This is a genomic window from Microbulbifer maximicatervae (SeqCode), from assembly GCF_056232625.1.
On the sequence record NZ_CP174324.1, the window covers coordinates 3,095,533 to 3,113,380 of the forward strand.

The following is a 17,848-nucleotide window of genomic DNA, read 5'->3' on the forward strand; positions in this document are numbered from 1 at the left end:
ATCTAGCCCCAAATTCAGCATACTTGTTAGGACGATGATCCACCTATTTAGCTTCCGCCATCCTGATGTGGCACCAGCGCCAACCAAGCCACTCGCTACACTTCGCTGCCAAGTCGCGATATCGGACGTAATCAACAAATTTTTGGCATCTACTTACAGTCCCTCACCCCTAATTTGCACTCCCAACTGCTAAACCAAAAGGGTGGTCACAGGCATGCTGGCGCAATGGGCATTAAGTGGCTGAAGTACCCGCCGCAGCTTCCTTCTTGGCACATAGTGCTAGCTATACTGACTAATACGCGGCCAGGCAGGCATTTATAAGCATCCAGTCGCGCCGTCACTGTGAGCTTGAGGATACCCCCTCAATGCGCTCAGGGTCGAGAGAACCACATTCAGGAGAGAACTTCCGCCGTATTCGCTGTTGCAGTGGGCGAGCGGAAATAAGACCCGAAAACTGACAGGTGCAGGTTCCAACCTCAGCTGTTTGGTATTCGGTGAAGCCAAATATGAAACGGAAGTGGTTCAATCGTGACACAGATAGATACCAGCAATTCCTTTGCTATCGGCTTGATGTTTACAGCCACAGCACTGCTGTGTAATGGCGCCCTGGCCGACGATGGCGCACCTGTGGCAGTCCAAACTAATGCACCTCCAAAAGCCTTTATTGAAGCCGCCTCGAAACCACTCAAGAAAACACCTCGACAGCTAAGGCCCTCCGAGGCTGTAGAAAATTACCGTGAACGTATAGAGGAGCTCGAAGCCCAATATGGTGCTTATGGCGCCGGTATTGATGAACAGCTTTTGGGGCTGGCCACCGCATTACAGAAAGCTGGCGATCATGAGCAGGCTGTCACTGAATTTCGTCGTGCAATGCTGATTAGCAGAGTCAATGAGGGGCTCTATTCCCTAAGCCAAATCCCTATGATCAAGCGCTTGATCGAGAGTCAAATAGCGCTCAATCAGTGGGAAGAAGCTAACGACAACCAGCAGTACCTCTACTGGCTCTACCAGAAAAATTACGGCGAAAAAGACCCCCGTATGCTGCCAGTAATCAACAACTTGAGTCGTTGGCATTTACAGGCTTATGTGGAGGAAAAAGGGGACACGCTATTTGAGCATCTAATTAGTGCAACCAATCTTTACAGTTTGGCGGTAGATATTATTACAAAAAACTTTGGCTCCACCGACCTTCGCCTTGTTGATGCCCTGCGCGGATTAAAAGCAACTAACTATTATCTGGCCACCTATAAGGGTGAACCCAACTCTCCAGTTTTTGTTAACGCCAGCTTTGGTGGTAGTGGCCCCGACTCACATCAGCGAACCAAATTAGATCACTACCGGATGAAGAGTTTTAACACCGGGAAAAAAGCCATTACCCGTATCGTTGATGTCTACCAAAGAAACCCCAAGTCCCCCCCGGCAGCCTCAGCCAAAGCCAAAGTTGAACTCGGCGACTGGTACATGATGTTTAACAAGTGGCACTCCGCACGCCAAACCTACGGCGAGGCCTACAAGGCACTTTGGGATAACGGTGCCTCTAACGATGAAATTGAGGACATATTTGGACGGCCTGTGGCTTTACCCGCGCTCCCCGTTTTGGAGTCGGACAGCAAAGCCCTAGCCAATTCCCGGATTACGGTCTCCTATGATGTCACGGCTTTTGGCAAGGCGAGGAATATAAAAATACTCAGGGCTTACCCTTCAGATAAAGTGAAGATCCGCTCAAAAGTTAGAAACATTCTAAAACGCGCCAAATTCAGACCAAGGTTTGAAGATGGAGAGGCGGTGGAAACCCGCGGAATTGTGCAACGCTTTATATTCGACTGAGAAACCTATCACCACTGACACCAGCTCGATGTGGAATCTACGCAAATAATCAAATAACAACTATTTTTAAAGTTCCACATTGAGCATTTGCTAGTACCGGAAAAACACTTCATGTGTCTAACGCGGTCACACCGGCAAACAGTCTAGGAGAGAAAGAGATGACACCTCGAGCAGCGGTAGAAAAAATTCACCGCCACAGCTGTTTGTCAAATGTACTGGTACCAATTGCTTTGGCGGCGATCTTAACCGGTGGGTGCAAGAGCCAACAAACTCAGTCACAGCCACCAGCAATGCCATCTCTACCATCCTCCAGTTCATCTTCAAGTTCTGCATCGCAATCACAATCGCAATCTAGTAGCAGCAGTAGTTCGCAAAGATCTGGCCAATCAACGGCTTCGAGCAGTGGGCAGCCTAGTAGCAGCTCTTCCAGCCAGCCCAGTGCGAATATGCCTACAGCAAGATCAGAACAGAGCCAGTCCTCCAGTAGTGGAAGTGGCGGATCAGAGTCGAGGGATCAAAGTTCACCTGGGGATCAAATGCCGGACCCAAACGGTTCAAATGATCCATCGTCACCAATTTATACGGATCCCGAACAAACCAGCCAAAATGGAGAGAAACCTACTGATCCTTCGTCTGGTGAAGATGGAACGCCTCCCGAAGAAATTGATTTTTCTGAGGAGGAGCAATCATCTTCGTCTTCCAGCGCATCCTCTAGTAGTTCAGCTTCTAGCAGCAGCTCATCCAGTAGTAACTCAGCGGCTAGCGGCGCGCCTGCCAGCAGTTCAGCTTCTGGGCAACCCGGCGGTGGTTCGCCACGTTCCGGCAGTGCCCCCAATGAAGCTCCCACATCATCGGCAGATCGCGTTGCAGAACTTGAGGGCCAGTTTGAATCCACTATGGTCAGCTATGACGGCATGATTTTGCGGGAGCGTGACTTTGTAAGAAACAGACCGGGGTCAGCCTCCGAAGAAAATAAAGAAGAGGCGATGGATGAGGCACCACCAGCAGGGGAATCCCTAGAAGACTTAATTCAATCTGCAGAAGCCGAAATTCCACCTCCCCCCAATGCAGGCCCAACATCAGGTAACGGCCCCAAAAATAATAACTCCAGTGGACAAATAACCGGTCCCGGACTGCCCGCCTCTGGACGTAAAGGAGATTTTAATCACGGTGGTTCACAGGCAGTTGTGCCCGCCGATATACCCAGTGGTACAGATGATGACGTCGTAGCTCGACAGATTCGTGAAGCTGCCACACGCGAGACTGACCCCGAATTGCGCGAAAAGCTTTGGGAAGAGTATCGCAAGTATAAAAGTGCAACGCAGTAGTCTTGGAGAACGCCGATATGTCGACCAACCAAAAAACCCGACCGGTTAAGTATCAGTTCATAACAAGAGTCGCAGCATTTTTTCTAACTCTTGTTGTTATCAATGGTTGTACCACTACCGAAGTAAGAACTACCGCATTTACTCCGCTAACAATCGAAGATAACAATGTTCCCGAAGAGAGACTGCTGGATGTCGGCGTTATTCAATTCAATCCAGGTCTCGATACAGCACAAGCAGATGAAGATGAGCTTGTTTTTCCCGAGCTTCGTCAAGCTGAATCCCGCTATATGGCTGTCACCCTTGCCGATTCATTGCAGTCCAGCCTGGGGTGGGGAGCTGTAAGGGTTATTCCATCGAGCCGCACCAATATTGATGTGACCGTATCCGGGCGTATTTTGCAATCTGATGGAGAAAAGCTGACGGTGGAAATCACCGTATCCGATTCCCGGGGGCAGTTGTGGTTTACCAAGCAGTATTCAGAGAACGCATCCCACTATGCCTACGACCGAAAGCACCCTACTGAAGGAGATGCTTTTCAGGGAATCTATAACCGTATTGCTAACGACATGCTGAATTACCGACAAAAACTTTCAAATCAGCAAATTGTAGAGCTGCGCACAATTTCTGAGATGCGGTTTGCACGGGATTTTTCTCCCCAGGCATTCAATCGCTATTTAACTCAAAGCGCTGAGGGTGTCTATTTTTTAAGTGCTTTACCCGCAGAGAATGACCCCATGTTACAGAGGGTAAGAAAAATACGGGAAAGAGATTATCTGTTTGTCGACACTCTGCAGGAGTACTACGGCACCTTCGCCAAAAGTATGGAAGTTCCCTATCAGGAATGGCGAGCCCGCAGCTATGAAGAAGTAAGGGAGATGCGAGAGTTAAAGCGCAAAGCCCGCAATCACACAATTATGGGAGCAGCAGCCATTATTGGAGGTATTGCAGCTGCTGGCGCTGGCACTGGAAGCGCCCAGGCAGCTGGGCAGGTTGGGATCGGTGCTGGGGGCTATCTTGTTAAAAGTGCATTTGACCGAAAATCCGATGCCAAGATGCATTTGGAAGCTCTGCAAGAATTAGGAGACTCCATCGAGGCAGAGGTAGAACCACAAATTGTTGAGCTGGAAGATCGCACTATTACCCTCACAGGTACTGTAGAAAATCAGTATCGGCAATGGCGGGAAATTCTAAAGGAAATCTATGAAGCCGAAACTGGCGCAGTCAGTAACAGCATTTAAATCACGTTAGAGGTACCCAAAAAGCACGCTAATCAATGTGATTAGTTATTACTGAATACCCAACATCTTCACTGGGTCATTGAATAACACGGCGGAATCACTATGCAGCACCGCGATAACTCCAAGGAAGATACAGTTCATATAGAGCCCGCAGAATTCACATTCGGCGGAGAGGAAAGCTCTAAATCCCCTAAGTCAACGACTGCCAACACTATTCATCAACGGGAGCAAAGGTCCTACTGGCCCGCCGTTCTTGGAGTGATAATGGTAAGCGCACTGGTCGGTGTATTTTGGGGGCTTCCTCAAGTTGTAAAACCACCAAAGCGTTCAGCCGATACAATTGTCTCCGCACAGCCTGGAAACAGCGCAGCTGTGGAGAGCAACCAAAAATCTCCTTATAGCGATGCAGAAATAATGCAGCAGCGCAGGGAGGTTCAAAAGGTTCTCCAGGAAATTCTTGAAATCAAAGAAGAGCTCAAAGATCGAAAGGTAGAAGTATGGGCTTTTGAAGAATTCTATTCTGCTGAAGACTTGGCTCTAAAAGCCGATGAAATTTATCGCAAACGCAATTTTATGGCAGCACTCGAAAAATACCGGGAATCACTCCAGGCATTAGAGTACCTGAAAGATAGTATTCCCGAGCGCATTGAGACGCATATTAGTGAAGGTAATCGAGCTCTGAGTCAGGGAGATAAGGATTCCGCCAGCGATGCTTTCAAGATGGTATTAACCATATCCAATAACCATCCCAGAGGCCTTAAGGGTATTGAGCGAGCCGACAAACTCCCCCTCGCTTGGTGGTACTTAACTCAAGGAACAAAGGCATTTAAACAGGCCAAATTGGATTTGGCTCAGGAACAGCTCAAGAAATCTCTCGCGATCGACTCAGAAACAGCCGATGCTCAGGATCTATTGGCAAAGGTTGAGGGTGCAATTACAGAAAGGGATTATCAAAGCGCGATGTCATCTGGCTACGGTGCAATTGCCGAAGAAAAATTTGAATCGGCAAAATCCTATTTTCATCGAGCAAAGAACTTAAAGCCAACAGCAAAAGCCCCCGATATCGGCTTAGCACAAGCACAAAATGAAGCTGACAGAGTGCAGATAGAAAAACTCCTCCAACAAGCCCGCATGGAAGAAACCAAGGAAGAATGGCACAGAGCCCTAAAAAGTTATACAGACCTGGTCAAGAAGGACTCTAGCCTGGTGGACGCAATAACAGGCAAGGCTAGAGCTGCTGCCAGAGCAAAGCTGGATGACCAGTTAAAAGACTTAATTCAAGATCCATTAACCCTTGGCGAAGGTAAAAGGAACTATTTTGCCCGACAAGTACTAACAGACGCTCGCAAACTCAATACTAAAACCCCAAGGCTGCAAAGACAAATTGAAGACCTTGAAAATGCCCTGACACAAGCCCTGATCCCCTTACCGGTTAAATTCAAGTCGGATCGAACCACCAGTGTCACCATTTACCATGTAGGGAAATTAGGTAATTTTGACCAACGGGAAATCGCGCTGAAACCTGGGCGCTATATCGCCATTGGTACCAGAGAAGGTTACCGGGACGTTCGCCAAGAGTTTGTTGTAAAACCAGGTAAGCCCACAACGGAAGTTGTTATCCAATGTGCCGAAAGGATAAACGGTGCCAATAATAGTTAAATGAGAGAACCCAGACAGCAGCATAAACTCTAAAAATAAGATTTTCCGTAATGAGCTGCGATGACAACAGACACCTCGTTGAGCTGAGCGAAACGAGGTGTTCTGTGACAAACACCCTATAAATCCCCATGCAGATTACGCCAGCAAGCTAAGCTTTCTGCAGATAGAAAATTGTGTACCCACCTTTGGTCAGGCTGACTGAGCATAAAGCGATACGTGCCAAACCAATGCCATTGCGAAAAATCTATAAGTACCAGCAATAGGGAAACATAAATGACAGTGAAGGAAGCAGTACCTGTCCAGGATGAAAAGCCGCCAGTTCAGGAACAAAGCCTGATTGAGCCAGTTGGATTCACCCCGGTACAAATAAAATCTACCCGCGCGCGACTCTTTCTTTCTAAGCGAGCATTGATTGTCGCAGGTTGCCTTTTACTCGCTATTTTTGCACTCAGCTATCTGATTATGGCGCGGTCATTAATCTTTGATACCAACCCGGTTGATGCCCGCATCAAAGTCAGTGGGTTCGCCATCCCTCTGGGCGATGGCCATTTGGTTTTACCTGGTAATTATCAATTCACGATCAGTGCCGACGGCTACTTACCCCAGAGCGGCGAAGTCGAAGTAAAACGTGACGGACACAGTCGCCACTCTGTTTCCCTGGAAAAACTTCCAGGCCACCTACAGGTTAAAACAACGCCCCCTGTACCAGTAAAAATCCTTATCAATGGACGGGAAGTACCCAATAAAAATGGTCTTGTGGAAGCAATCAACGCAGGTCCTATGCGTGTGACTGTCCTATCAGACCGGTACTTGCCGTTCACCCGTGAAATCAATGTTGAGGGGCTAGACAATACCCACACACTGGAGGCCGCGCTTCGACCGGCCTGGGCCAATATCACCGTCAGCAGCAACCCTCCCGGGGCCACGGTCACGGTTGAAGGAAAAGTTCTCGGCAGAACACCACTGACCACTGAGTTAGTTCAGGGCGACAGAACCGTATCCATTTCACTGCCGGAACATAAAACTGTCGATATTCCTGTCGCTGTTACAGCCGGTGTCGATCAAACGCTAGCAACCGTCAGCCTGGGACCCGCTGATGGACTTTTACGCGTTGTTACCACCCCAGAGGGAGCGGGAGTGACAGTCAACGGAGAGTTTCGAGGTCATACCCCACTGGAACTGGAATTGGCCTCCGGCCACAGGCATAGACTTCGCTTCTTCAAGGATGGCTACGCCTCTATTGAGCACACAGTTGACCTCGGTGCTGGAACACAGCGGGACCTGAATATAAACCTAAATGCTGTGTACGGCAGGGTTCACGTCAGTAGTGTCCCTCCAGATGCAGAAGTTTACATTGATGGTCAATACGCCGGGAACAGTGGACAAACTTTCAACCTGCCAGCCCGCAGCCATAACATTGTCGTACGCAAACAGGGCTACCAGGAATTTGACACTCGTGTCATTCCCAGCACCAAACTGGAGCAAACTGTCAGAGCGGTACTGCTTACATCCGAACAAGCGCGCTGGAGAGAAACCCCATCAACTTTGCGTCACGCAGCTGGCGGCACCATGAAACTCATGCGCCCCAACGCCGTATTTACCATGGGATCATCCCGGCGAGAACAGGGGCGGCGGGCAAACGAGGTTATGCGTCAGGTATCTCTAAATCGGCCTTTCTATATTGGGACCACTGAAGTTACTAACCGGGAATATCGGCGTTTCAAGCGCCTGCATACCTCAAGCCATGTAAATGGTGTCAGTCTCGACAATGACAATCTGCCAGTTGTAAATGTCAGTTGGGTAGAGGCAGTGCTATTTTGCAATTGGCTCAGTGAAAGAGACGGCCTCACACCGGTCTATTTGACGGAAGCAGGGCGTGTTGTTGGCTTTGATGGCGCAGCCAACGGTTATCGTTTACCGACTGAAGCCGAATGGGCCTGGGTTGCACGATACGATCAAGGCACCATGAAAAAATTCCCTTGGGGAAATGAGCTACCAATAAAGAGCAATTCCGGAAACTACGCAGATACGACTGCCACAAAACTAGTTCCTGCAGTCCTTCGCACCTACAGTGATCGTTACGCAGCTACCTCACCGGTAGGTAGCTACAGTCCTAATGCTTTTGGTATTTATGACTTGGGTGGAAATGTCTCTGAATGGATTCACGATCTATACACGATAGGGACCGGGTTATCCCGACGTATCGAAGAAAACCCTGTCGGTCCAGAGGATGGGGACTTCCATGTAATCCGTGGTTCCAGTTGGCGTCATTCGGGGTTGACTGAATTACGCCTCTCCTACCGTGATTACGGAGAGTCCGCTCGTAATGATATTGGCTTCCGCCTTGCCCGCTGGGTGAATTAGGAGACTAGTGTGAAATTTTTATTACTTACCTTACTGCTTCTATTTATCAACTTCACGTACGCAGAAGATGAAAACAAGCCGGAAGAGAACCAGCAAACAGCGGCAGTAATTCCCAAGAAAGAAGCACCAATAACTAGGAATAAAAGTAATTCAGATGACTATAAGGCCTCGGAAGAAATCTCCGAAGACTTATCGGTTTCCTTTCCCGTAGATATATAGAAATAGCTTCTAGCGAGTATCGCCATGAAATTTAAATCATCGGATTTTGTCTTCCAGGTCTTTGCTCTTCTGGGGTCTATTATTTTGGTCCACGCGATTTATGTCGCCATTATTCGCCCTAATGCAGATGCGCTAATTGAGGAGCAACTGGCGAGGGAGGCCGCTGGGGAAACCTACGTTCAACAACGCTCTATCTACATTGTGATGCGCGACTATGAGCAAGAGGCCTGCTTTGTTCTGATGTTGTGGGCAATGGCCATTATGGGACTAAAGGCACAGAGAAGCATTCGCGAGCGAAAATTACTGGATAAAGCTCTACTTAATATCAGCGAGGGAACTCCTATTCTTCCCGAGGATACCCGTGATTTATCCCGCCCGATACAAGCGCTTCCTGAAGAGGAACGACGATATTTAGTTCCCAGGGCACTACTCACCGCCCTACAGAGATTCGGTTCTACCAAGAATGTCGCCGCCGTTTCCAACTCTGTAAAAGAGGTTTGCGAAACTGAGGGAGACAGACTCGATTCTGAACTGGCAATGGTTCGCTATATTACCTGGGCTATTCCATCTATCGGATTTATTGGCACGGTACGAGGTATCGGAGAAGCATTATCACAGGCGCATCGAGCCGTAGAGGGGGATATAGCTGGCGTGACGGTAAGTCTGGGGGTCGCGTTTAACTCTACCTTTATCGCCCTGGTAATTAGTATCGTCATTATGTTTTTCACTCACCAGCTACAACTCATGCAGGAGCGCCTGGTGTTGGATACACAAAGTTACTGTGACAACCGCTTACTGCGTTTTCTGAAAATCAGCTAGCGGTTCTACCTGAATAAGTCGTAGCGAGGAATAAACCCATGGGACAAGGCGTCCTGGAAATAAATGACTGCGGATTACGTGTATTTTCAAATACTAACGAAGTACTGGAAAGTCCTGGAATTGCAGTTATTGAACACAATAAAATTCATATTGGTACCTCAGCTCAAATGCGTGCCAGGAGCCATCCGACTCAGGTTAACAACCAGTTTTGGAGAAGACTGAGCCTCGAGTCGCTAAAGTCAGAAAATCAACGCTGCCGCCACCATGCCGACTTGGTCTACTGCCACCTTCAGGAAATAGCGGAGCACTGTGACCTTCCCGATGAAATTGTTCTCGCTGTTCCCGGCAATTTTACCCACGAACAACTGGCCTTACTTCTGGGAGTTATTAAAGTCAGCGATATCAATATCGTAGGCATTGTTGATGCAGCAACCGCGTGCCTGGGTAATTTGGCTCCTGCAGGAATCCAACTGCATATCGACCTACAACTCCACCAGACACTGGTAACAAAGATTGCTGTGGATAAGCAAGCCACGGTGAAAACGATAGAAACTGTTGCCGACGCAGGACTACACAACTTCCAGGAATCCTGGGCTCGCGTATTTACCGATGCATTTATTATGCAGTGCCGATTTGATCCGCTACATTCAGCTGAATCAGAACAGCAACTCTATGATTTGATGCCCCAGTGGACTGATCGAGCGATGCGTCACGGAGAAGTTCTAGCTGAACTTGATGATCGAACAGCAAAGATCAGCCTGCGGCAGCTTCAAGATGCAACAACCCCTCTCCTTTCTCGTATACGGGCAATGATTGAAAACCTGGAGGAAAGTCAAAGTGTGAGCTTTATCTCCCATCGCTGGGCTGATATCCCAGGGGGAATTCAGCTTGCCCAACGTGTACATCTTCTCTCAAGAGACTCCATTGCACATGCCATAAATCATCGCTGGAAAGAATTACGCAGTGATAGCAGTACATTGAAACTGATCAACTCTGTCACTGCCCTCCCCCCCAATGAGGTCAAGGTGCATGTAGAGAAATCCTCAGAAACCGTAGCGACACATTTACTTTTTGGCCACAAGGCACTGGCCGCCCAGGAACCTCTATTCGTTTTCTGGCATGACGAGAAATTTCAAGTCACCCCAACACCACCGGAGCACCCTGCTGCAACAGTCACAAATCATGCCGGCAGACTTGCTTTGCGGGTGGATGCTGGAATTCAGCTCACACTCAATGGAAAAGAGATTGAGTCACCCGTTAATCTCAACGCCGGCGATACAATTGGAGTTGCAGATTATCAAGATGTGATAACTGCGATTAGCGTGGAGCGATATGGGGCGTAAAAAGCGTCGTTTTTCCACATTTAGCCTGTCCTTCCTCGATATCATGTCCTGTGGTTTTGGGGCAGTAGCGTTAATTTTTCTTATTATCAAACACGGCTCCGATCACCAAGTTGAAGTAGAGACTGAAGATCTCACTGCCGAGGTTAACCTTCTGGAAGAGGAGGTGGAATTTGGACAGGAACACTTAGTTCAAGCCAGAAATACTCTGGATGTCGTTAGTGATGAACTGGTTGAGGCTCAAGGGCTTGCCAGGCGCATTTTGGAGCAAATAGAGGAAACCAAAGGCAATATCGCTGAAATCGACAGTATCGATGAAGAAGAGGATATCAAGAGGCTACAAGATAAACTCAAAAAACTGGAGCAGGCGAAAAAGAACCTTGAGGAAGAAAATAAAAAGCTGGGAAATAACGTTCGCAAGTTTGTCGGTGATGGGGACCGTCAATACCTCACCGGCCTGCGCCTAGGCGGTAATCGTATCCTGATACTATTAGATTCATCGGCGTCTATGCTCGGCGACGAGCTTATTAAAATAATACGCGCCCGTAACATGTCTTCACCGGTAAAACGCAAAACTGAAAAATGGCGCAGGGCCGTCAGCACAGTCTCCTGGCTTACTGCTCAGTTTCCCAGGGATAGCCAATACCAGATCTATACTTTTAATACCTCTTTTCGTGCCGCAATCGCCGGTACAGAAGATCGCTGGCTCAATGTGGATGACCGCGACCAGTTGGACCAGGCTATCAAGGGACTAGATGAAGTAGTGCCGGAAAATGGTACCAGTCTAGAGAGAGTATTTAACGCTATTAACGCTATGACGCCACTGCCCGACAACATTATTCTCATTACCGATGGGTTACCGACCCAAGGGATGAGTGCGCCCAGAAAACCCACTATTTCTGGTAGAGACAGACGCAGTCTATTCAAGCGCGCGGTCAAAGTGCTCCCCAAGAATATCCCCATCAATGTCATTCTTGCCCCTATGGAGGGGGACCCATTTGCGGCTAGTGAATTTTGGAAGCTGGCGATGCAAAGCAAAGGTTCTTTCCTTGCACCTTCGAGGGACTGGCCATGACAGGAGCACAAAAAAAGCGTCGCCAGGAGGAGTTCAGCATTTCCTTCCTGGATGTTATCTGCTGCGGATTTGGCGCAATTGTTTTGCTGCTGATGATCGCCAAGACTGCAGAACCGATTGTATTAGAGGAAGCTGAAGTAGATCTCGAAGGGCAGGTATTGGAACTACAACAACAGCTGGCAGAAATCCGTGGTGAGACCACAGTTATCAACCGGGATCTAAATTCAAAGCGAGAACAAATCGATATCGAGCGCAAGAGAATTGCCAACCTGCGCGGTGAGTTGGAAGCACTTCAAGCGGAATTTGCCAGTAAAACCGAAGGGCAAAGTGAGGATGGCAAACTCAAAGGTGAGCTGACCATTGCACTACAATCCATCACTGATGAAATGCGTCGCCTACTGGGCGAGAACTACCAGCGTAAAAACAATGTTATTGGCGGAATCCCTGTCGACAGCGAATACATTCTCTTCATTATCGACACCTCCGGCAGTATGTTTAATTACGGCTGGGACCGAATGATGGCGGAGATGGTCAATACTCTAGACCTTTATCCCAATGTTAAAGGTATCCAGGTCATGAATGATATGGGGGACTATATGTTCTTCAATTATCGAAACAAGTGGATACCTGATACCCCAGGGCGCCGCCAAGCGATACTAAAGCGGTTGAAGTCCTGGAATCCTTTTAGTAACTCCAGCCCTGTTGAAGGTATCCAGAAAGCCGTCCGCAGCTTTTATGATCCCAGTAAGAAAATCAGTATTTATGTGCTTGGCGATGAATTCACCGGAAAATCAATCCGCAGGGTTATGTTAGCTGTCGAACGGGTAAATGCTAAGCACGGTGAGGGAAAACGAAATATCAGAATCCATGCAGTAGGATTCCCTGTACAGTTCTCTCGCCCTCCACACCTACAAACCACAGGACTGCGCTTTGCGGCCCTTATGCGCGAACTCACCTATCGAAATGGCGGCACTTTCGTGGGGTTGAATGACTTTCGCTAGTTAAATGATTCAAGGAGGAACATATGAGGTATAGGTCGACTTCCTTTGGACACCTAAAGGTACTTATTCTTGTAAGTTTCTTCCTGGGTGCTTGCAGTCATACAGTACAGGTAGATGGCAATTACCCAGCCCCAATAGGCGATCAATTGCCAATAACAGTAGGCTTCTACCTCAGTGAAGACTTTAAAAGTTTCACTTATAAAGAAGACAGTGAAGATCGTGAAGAATGGAATATAAGCACAGGCAGAGCACAAAAAAATCTGTTTGAAACAGTATTGGGTTCCATGTTTACCGATACCGTATCTCTATCCAGTTATCCACAGGAAGTCCCCGCCAATGTCGAACTGGTGATAGTTCCAGAAGTGCGAGAGCTGCAGTTCACAATGCCCAGAGAGACAAGGGTCAATATTTTTGAGGTATGGATTAAATACAACATGACTGCATTTGACCCCAGTGGCGGACAGGTTGCCAACTGGGTAATAACCGCTTACGGAAAAACCCCTACCGCATTTTTACAGTCCCAGGAACAGGCATTAACTCAGGCGATAAATATCGCCCTGCGCGATGCCGGAGCAAATCTCTATACCGGATTTGGGAAAGTTCCTGAACTACAGGCCTTTCTCTCTGGGAAGCGCCGATCGCTATCACTGAGAGAAATCAAGGTGAAAGCCAAAAAGGCTGAATAAGAGGAGTAAATCGTGTTCAAGCCACTTCTAGTTGCAGCGATAATCTTTATTAGCGGTTGTACTACTGTCGTAATTGATGAGTATCGACGCTCCGACGGTGAGCTTGCCGAAGGAGATTCCGTCGTCATCCTGGGCCGCCGTCACTCCAGTGAATATGAAACAGAGCCTGATTTAATTGCCTGTGTTGGTAGAGAACTACACAACCCTGAGTTAGGTGTAAACGTTATTCCAGAGCAAGATTTTGTCGATCTTATGTACCCTTGGTTTGAACCCAGGACAGCGCCTATGCATGTTCGCTCCCTAGATCGCCTGATGGAAAATGAAAGTGTGCGTGAGCGAATGGAAACCTATGGAGTGAAGTACATCGTCTGGATTGATGGTTCGACAGAGACCACAGCCAGTGCCGGCTCTATCAGCTGTACCATCAGTACCGGCGGTGCAGGGTGCTTTGGCTTTGGGACTTGGGATAAAGAATCTGACTACGAAGCGGCAGTATGGGATTTCAGGGACCGCGAACTGTCTGGGAAACTTAGTGCAGATGCCAAAGGAACCTCTTATATGCCTGCAATCGTGGTTCCAATACCACTAATCGCCAGAGTCCAGAATAATGCCTGTAAAGGAATGGCGCTGCAGCTCCAACAATTCTTGATGCCATCAGTAACACCCAGTTCATAAAAATTAAGACGCTATGGGAGGCCAGGGGTAATGAAATTTATCGAGCGTGTTTTTGCCAGCGCTATCCTAATACTCAGTGCAGGCTGTGCATTTAACCCTGCCACCAATAAGCCTGACCTGGTTCTAATGTCTGAGGACAAGGAGATCTCCATCGGTCGGGAGATGCATGAAAAGCTGATAGAGAGCACTCCAATCTATAAAGACCCAGTCCTAACCGCTTATGTTAATCATGTCGGGCAAAAAGTTGCCGCCGCCAGCGACAGACCGGATATCAAGTACCAATTTACGATCATCGACAGCCAGGATATCAACGCATTTGCCCTTCCCGGTGGGTATATCTACATCAACCGAGGCCTTCTAACTTACCTGCACTCAGAAGCTGAAATGGCCGCTGTACTAGCTCATGAGATTGGCCATATCACCGCCCGTCATGCGGTAAGGCAAAAAACAGCTGCGACCGGAGCCAGCGTTGTATCAGTATTGTCAGTTTTGGTTACCGGTAGTGGTGTAGTCGGAGATGTTGCAAATTTATATAGCACCGCTGCAGTGAAGGGTTACGGCCGCGAGATGGAACTGGAAGCCGATCGCTTCGGCGCCCAGTATATGTTCAACGCTGGTTATGACCCCCAGGCTATGATCAATGTTATTGGGCTATTAAAGGATCAGGAGACATTTGCCCGACGCCGTGCCCGTATTGAGGGCAAGAAACCGCAAACTTACCACGGTGTTTTTGCATCTCACCCTAGAAATGACCTTCGCCTACAGGAAGTTGTAAACGCTGCGGGCCAGCTTCCCGAAGATAACAAAGAAACCAAAGTAGAATACTATCGGGAAAAAACAGATGGCCTTGTGTACGGACAAAACACACAGCAGTCCACTAAAAATCGCTACAATCACAAGCGGCTGGGCTTCTCCCTTTTATTTCCCGATGGCTGGTTGGTAGAAAATCAACGTTCAGCCATTGTCGGCTCTGCACCTGATAAAAGTGCACAAATTACCATTACAGTTACCCAACGCGATGGCAACCAGCCCGCTGACATGGCTCTGCGCTCAGAGTTCGATCTACGACAACTGGAGAAAGGGGAGAAACTCAATCAATATCGACTTGAAGGCCATACCGGAAAAATTCCACCGCTTGAAAAAGAGGATGCAGATCCAGACAGAATTGCGGTAATTTTTTATGGTAGCAGACAATTTGTACTGCAGGGAAAAGTCACAAATGATGAAGACTCAGATCCAGAAGCTATTGATAAATATGACAATTTATTCCTGACCAGCATTAGAAGCTTCAGGCCGCTACGACAAACTGACATTGTAGAAGAGAAGGACATCAAACGCTTGCGCTACGTCCAGGCCAATGAAAAAACTACTTTTGCCTCCCTGGCAAAACATATGGAAATCGGCGAATATGCAGAGGAGCAATTACGCCTCTTAAATGGTTATTATCCCCGAGGAGAACCCAAGCCCGGAGAATGGATAAAGATCGTTCAATAATTTTATAAGAATCAGCCCCTAATCCTTTTTCTATCACCCCCCAAAATTTTGGAGGGTTAGTGTCTATCTGAAAATAAAAGATAATAATAAGGAGTAAGTGATGAATGGCATGATGATGCAATCCCAGCTCATCCTCACCGGTATTATGAAGCATGCTCTAAGCAACTCACCGGATAGTGAGATTGTTTCAGTTACCTTGGATAACCCCGATTTTCGTTATAGCTATCAACAAGCTTTTGAGCGAGTCTCGCAATTGGCAAATGCACTACAAAAGCTTGGAGCCAATGATGGAGATCGAATTGGTACTCTTGCCTGGAACGATCACCGGCATTTTGAACTCTACTACGCAACTTCTTGCAGCGGGCTCATTTGCCATACCATTAACCCCCGGCTTTTCCCTGAGCAAATATCTTACATTATTGAGCATGCCGCAGATCGATGGCTGTTTATTGATCCACTATTTATGCCCCTAATCGAATCTCTGGCAGAATATCTAGATTCGATTGAAGGCATCATTGTGCTAACTGATAAAGCACATATGCCCGCCACAAGCCTGAGCAATGTTTACTGCTATGAAACATTGATTGCAGCAGAGCCCACTGAGTTTCAATGGCCTGAATTAGAGGAAGAGAGTGCAGCAGCACTCTGTTATACATCAGGCACAACAGGCAATCCCAAAGGGGTGCTTTATTCCCATCGCTCTCTGATGCTGCATACCTACGGCGTATTAATGCCAGATGTCTTTGCGATTAGAAGGGACGAAGCCATATTGCCTGTTGTTCCCATGTTTCACGTCAACGCCTGGTCAATACCCTATGCGGCACCGGCTGTTGGAGCAAAACTCGTGTTACCTGGCCCCAAAATGGGGTGTGGAGAAACGCTCAGTCAATTAATTCAAAAGGAAGCCGTTACTATCGCTGCCGGCGTTCCAACCGTTTGGCTCGCCCTGCTCAAGTACCTGCGGGAAAGTGAAGAGACCCTACCCAGCTTGAATCGAGTAGTCGTGGGTGGATCGGCTTGCCCCTGGAGTATTATGGAGGAATTCGAGCAAAAGCATGGGGTATATACCCATCACGCCTGGGGCATGACTGAAATGAGCCCGCTGGGAACCTACAATGCCCGCATACCTGAGAACCTCTCTAAAGACGAAGCACAGGCCCTCAGGCTCAAGCAGGGTCGAGCGGGCTTTGGGGTCGAGATGCGTATTGTAGACCCCGAGGGAAATACCTTGGCACAAGACGGGCTGGCTTTTGGAGCCCTTCAAGTGCGTGGTCCCTGGGTCTGTGAGCGCTACTACCAATCCAAAGAGTCAGCACTTACCGAAGACGGCTGGTTTGATACTGGTGACGTTGCCACGATCGATGCTGACGGCTACCTGACAATCACTGATCGCACTAAGGATGTTATCAAGTCCGGCGGCGAGTGGATTTCCTCTATTGAGCTGGAGAATTTTGCTATGACACAGGCGGGAGTAGCCGAAGCCGCTGTTATTGGGGTTGCCCATGAAAAGTGGGCTGAGCGGCCTCTCCTGATCATTGTTCCTGCTGAAGGCAAAACACTAAAAACTGAGGAGATTCTGGCATCCTTTAAAGGGCATTTTGCCAACTGGTGGATTCCCGATGACTGTGTCATTGCCAAGGAAATCCCCCATACGGCTACAGGCAAAGTCAGCAAAAAAGACCTTCGAGAAATCTATGCCGACTATCTATGGTCTCACGAAGCCACTGTGTGAAGGGGATTAAGACGCTTTTGGCAGGCATCATCGCGGCATAGCAAAGCGTTGCACTGTAATAACGCAATTTTACCTACCTCAAGTCTTGATTAAATTTTGACGGCGCCGAAATAGCGCCGTTTTAGAGTGCTTAACTTCCTGTTAATACCTAAACCAGCGGTTCCTCTGTAGGCGACAATCTTTGCTTGCTGACTATTAACCCTTATCGATTCATGGTTTCCGGGCTGACTGGATATCGGTTTATCTTCTATTGACTTACCTAGGCGCACTAGCCAACCAGAATTGTCTAGAATTATCTTGAGTAGAAGTATCTGACTGTGGATATCCTGGAATATCTCAGTCCATGTGAGAGGGAATAGGGAATTTACACTTCCTTGCGTTGGATGGCACT

Annotated in this window: 14 protein-coding genes; all 14 read left to right on the forward strand. The window is 48.1% G+C overall.

Annotation, left to right across the window (positions count from 1 at the left end; all coding sequences use genetic code 11):
* Positions 1–528 precede the first annotated feature (528 nt).
* The 14 genes from ACJJI6_RS13510 to ACJJI6_RS13575 all read left to right on the forward strand — a co-directional run bounded on the left by ACJJI6_RS13510 (position 529) and on the right by ACJJI6_RS13575 (position 17,457).
* Positions 529–1,827, forward strand: coding sequence for a hypothetical protein (locus ACJJI6_RS13510; protein ID WP_413664377.1), 1,299 nt, complete (start codon positions 529–531; stop codon positions 1,825–1,827).
* Positions 1,828–2,363: 536 nt separating this feature from the next.
* A complete protein-coding gene (locus tag ACJJI6_RS13515; protein ID WP_444918979.1) occupies positions 2,364–3,155 on the forward strand; it encodes a hypothetical protein in 792 nt (263 codons plus the stop codon).
* A 17-nt stretch (positions 3,156–3,172) separates the two neighbouring features.
* Positions 3,173–4,393: a hypothetical protein gene (locus tag ACJJI6_RS13520; RefSeq protein ID WP_444892784.1), complete on the forward strand. Its 1,221-nt coding sequence runs from the start codon at positions 3,173–3,175 to the stop codon at positions 4,391–4,393.
* Between the two features lie 102 nt (positions 4,394–4,495).
* A complete protein-coding gene (locus ACJJI6_RS13525) occupies positions 4,496–6,052 on the forward strand; it encodes a tetratricopeptide repeat protein (protein ID WP_444892783.1) in 1,557 nt (518 codons plus the stop codon).
* A gap of 273 nt (positions 6,053–6,325) precedes the next feature.
* Positions 6,326–8,416 (forward strand): PEGA domain-containing protein, encoded by a 2,091-nt coding sequence (locus ACJJI6_RS13530; protein ID WP_475710831.1) that lies wholly within the window; start codon positions 6,326–6,328, stop codon positions 8,414–8,416.
* 9 nt (positions 8,417–8,425) lie between these two features.
* Positions 8,426–8,635, forward strand: a complete 210-nt coding sequence (locus tag ACJJI6_RS13535; RefSeq protein WP_475710833.1) for a hypothetical protein — start codon at positions 8,426–8,428, stop codon at positions 8,633–8,635.
* 24 nt (positions 8,636–8,659) lie between these two features.
* The gene (locus tag ACJJI6_RS13540) at positions 8,660–9,454 is read left to right on the forward strand and encodes a MotA/TolQ/ExbB proton channel family protein (RefSeq protein ID WP_282934287.1); all 795 of its coding nucleotides are present in this window, start codon (positions 8,660–8,662) and stop codon (positions 9,452–9,454) included.
* Positions 9,455–9,492: 38 nt separating this feature from the next.
* Positions 9,493–10,797: a hypothetical protein gene (locus ACJJI6_RS13545; protein ID WP_475710835.1), complete on the forward strand. Its 1,305-nt coding sequence runs from the start codon at positions 9,493–9,495 to the stop codon at positions 10,795–10,797.
* Positions 10,787–11,869 (forward strand): vWA domain-containing protein, encoded by a 1,083-nt coding sequence (locus tag ACJJI6_RS13550; RefSeq protein ID WP_282934290.1) that lies wholly within the window; start codon positions 10,787–10,789, stop codon positions 11,867–11,869. Before ACJJI6_RS13545 ends, ACJJI6_RS13550 begins: the two co-directional genes overlap by 11 nt.
* Positions 11,866–12,870: a VWA domain-containing protein gene (locus ACJJI6_RS13555; RefSeq protein ID WP_475710837.1), complete on the forward strand. Its 1,005-nt coding sequence runs from the start codon at positions 11,866–11,868 to the stop codon at positions 12,868–12,870. Before ACJJI6_RS13550 ends, ACJJI6_RS13555 begins: the two co-directional genes overlap by 4 nt.
* A gap of 23 nt (positions 12,871–12,893) precedes the next feature.
* Positions 12,894–13,556, forward strand: a complete 663-nt coding sequence (locus ACJJI6_RS13560) for a hypothetical protein (RefSeq protein WP_282934292.1) — start codon at positions 12,894–12,896, stop codon at positions 13,554–13,556.
* Between the two features lie 12 nt (positions 13,557–13,568).
* Entirely contained in the window at positions 13,569–14,231 is a 663-nt protein-coding gene (locus tag ACJJI6_RS13565) for a hypothetical protein (protein ID WP_475710839.1), read from the forward strand.
* 30 nt (positions 14,232–14,261) lie between these two features.
* Complete coding sequence (locus ACJJI6_RS13570; RefSeq protein WP_444892777.1) at positions 14,262–15,725, forward strand: M48 family metalloprotease; 1,464 nt, start codon at positions 14,262–14,264, stop codon at positions 15,723–15,725.
* A 100-nt stretch (positions 15,726–15,825) separates the two neighbouring features.
* The gene (locus ACJJI6_RS13575; RefSeq protein WP_444892776.1) at positions 15,826–17,457 is read left to right on the forward strand and encodes a long-chain fatty acid--CoA ligase; all 1,632 of its coding nucleotides are present in this window, start codon (positions 15,826–15,828) and stop codon (positions 17,455–17,457) included.
* Positions 17,458–17,848: the final 391 nt, after the last annotated feature.

Excerpts from the sequence above, each read along its gene's own strand:
- ACJJI6_RS13545 (WP_475710835.1), top strand. The coding sequence starts at position 9,493 with ATGGGACAAGGCGTCCTGGAAATAAATGACTGCGGATTACGTGTATTT.
- ACJJI6_RS13515 (WP_444918979.1), top strand. The coding sequence starts at position 2,364 with ATGCCGGACCCAAACGGTTCAAATGATCCATCGTCACCAATTTATACG.
- ACJJI6_RS13525 (WP_444892783.1), top strand. The coding sequence starts at position 4,496 with ATGCAGCACCGCGATAACTCCAAGGAAGATACAGTTCATATAGAGCCC.
- ACJJI6_RS13560 (WP_282934292.1), top strand. The coding sequence starts at position 12,894 with ATGAGGTATAGGTCGACTTCCTTTGGACACCTAAAGGTACTTATTCTT.
- ACJJI6_RS13550 (WP_282934290.1), top strand. The coding sequence starts at position 10,787 with ATGGGGCGTAAAAAGCGTCGTTTTTCCACATTTAGCCTGTCCTTCCTC.
- ACJJI6_RS13570 (WP_444892777.1), top strand. The coding sequence starts at position 14,262 with ATGAAATTTATCGAGCGTGTTTTTGCCAGCGCTATCCTAATACTCAGT.
- ACJJI6_RS13520 (WP_444892784.1), top strand. The coding sequence starts at position 3,173 with ATGTCGACCAACCAAAAAACCCGACCGGTTAAGTATCAGTTCATAACA.
- ACJJI6_RS13530 (WP_475710831.1), top strand. The coding sequence starts at position 6,326 with ATGACAGTGAAGGAAGCAGTACCTGTCCAGGATGAAAAGCCGCCAGTT.
- ACJJI6_RS13555 (WP_475710837.1), top strand. The coding sequence starts at position 11,866 with ATGACAGGAGCACAAAAAAAGCGTCGCCAGGAGGAGTTCAGCATTTCC.
- ACJJI6_RS13540 (WP_282934287.1), top strand. The coding sequence starts at position 8,660 with ATGAAATTTAAATCATCGGATTTTGTCTTCCAGGTCTTTGCTCTTCTG.
- ACJJI6_RS13575 (WP_444892776.1), top strand. The coding sequence starts at position 15,826 with ATGAATGGCATGATGATGCAATCCCAGCTCATCCTCACCGGTATTATG.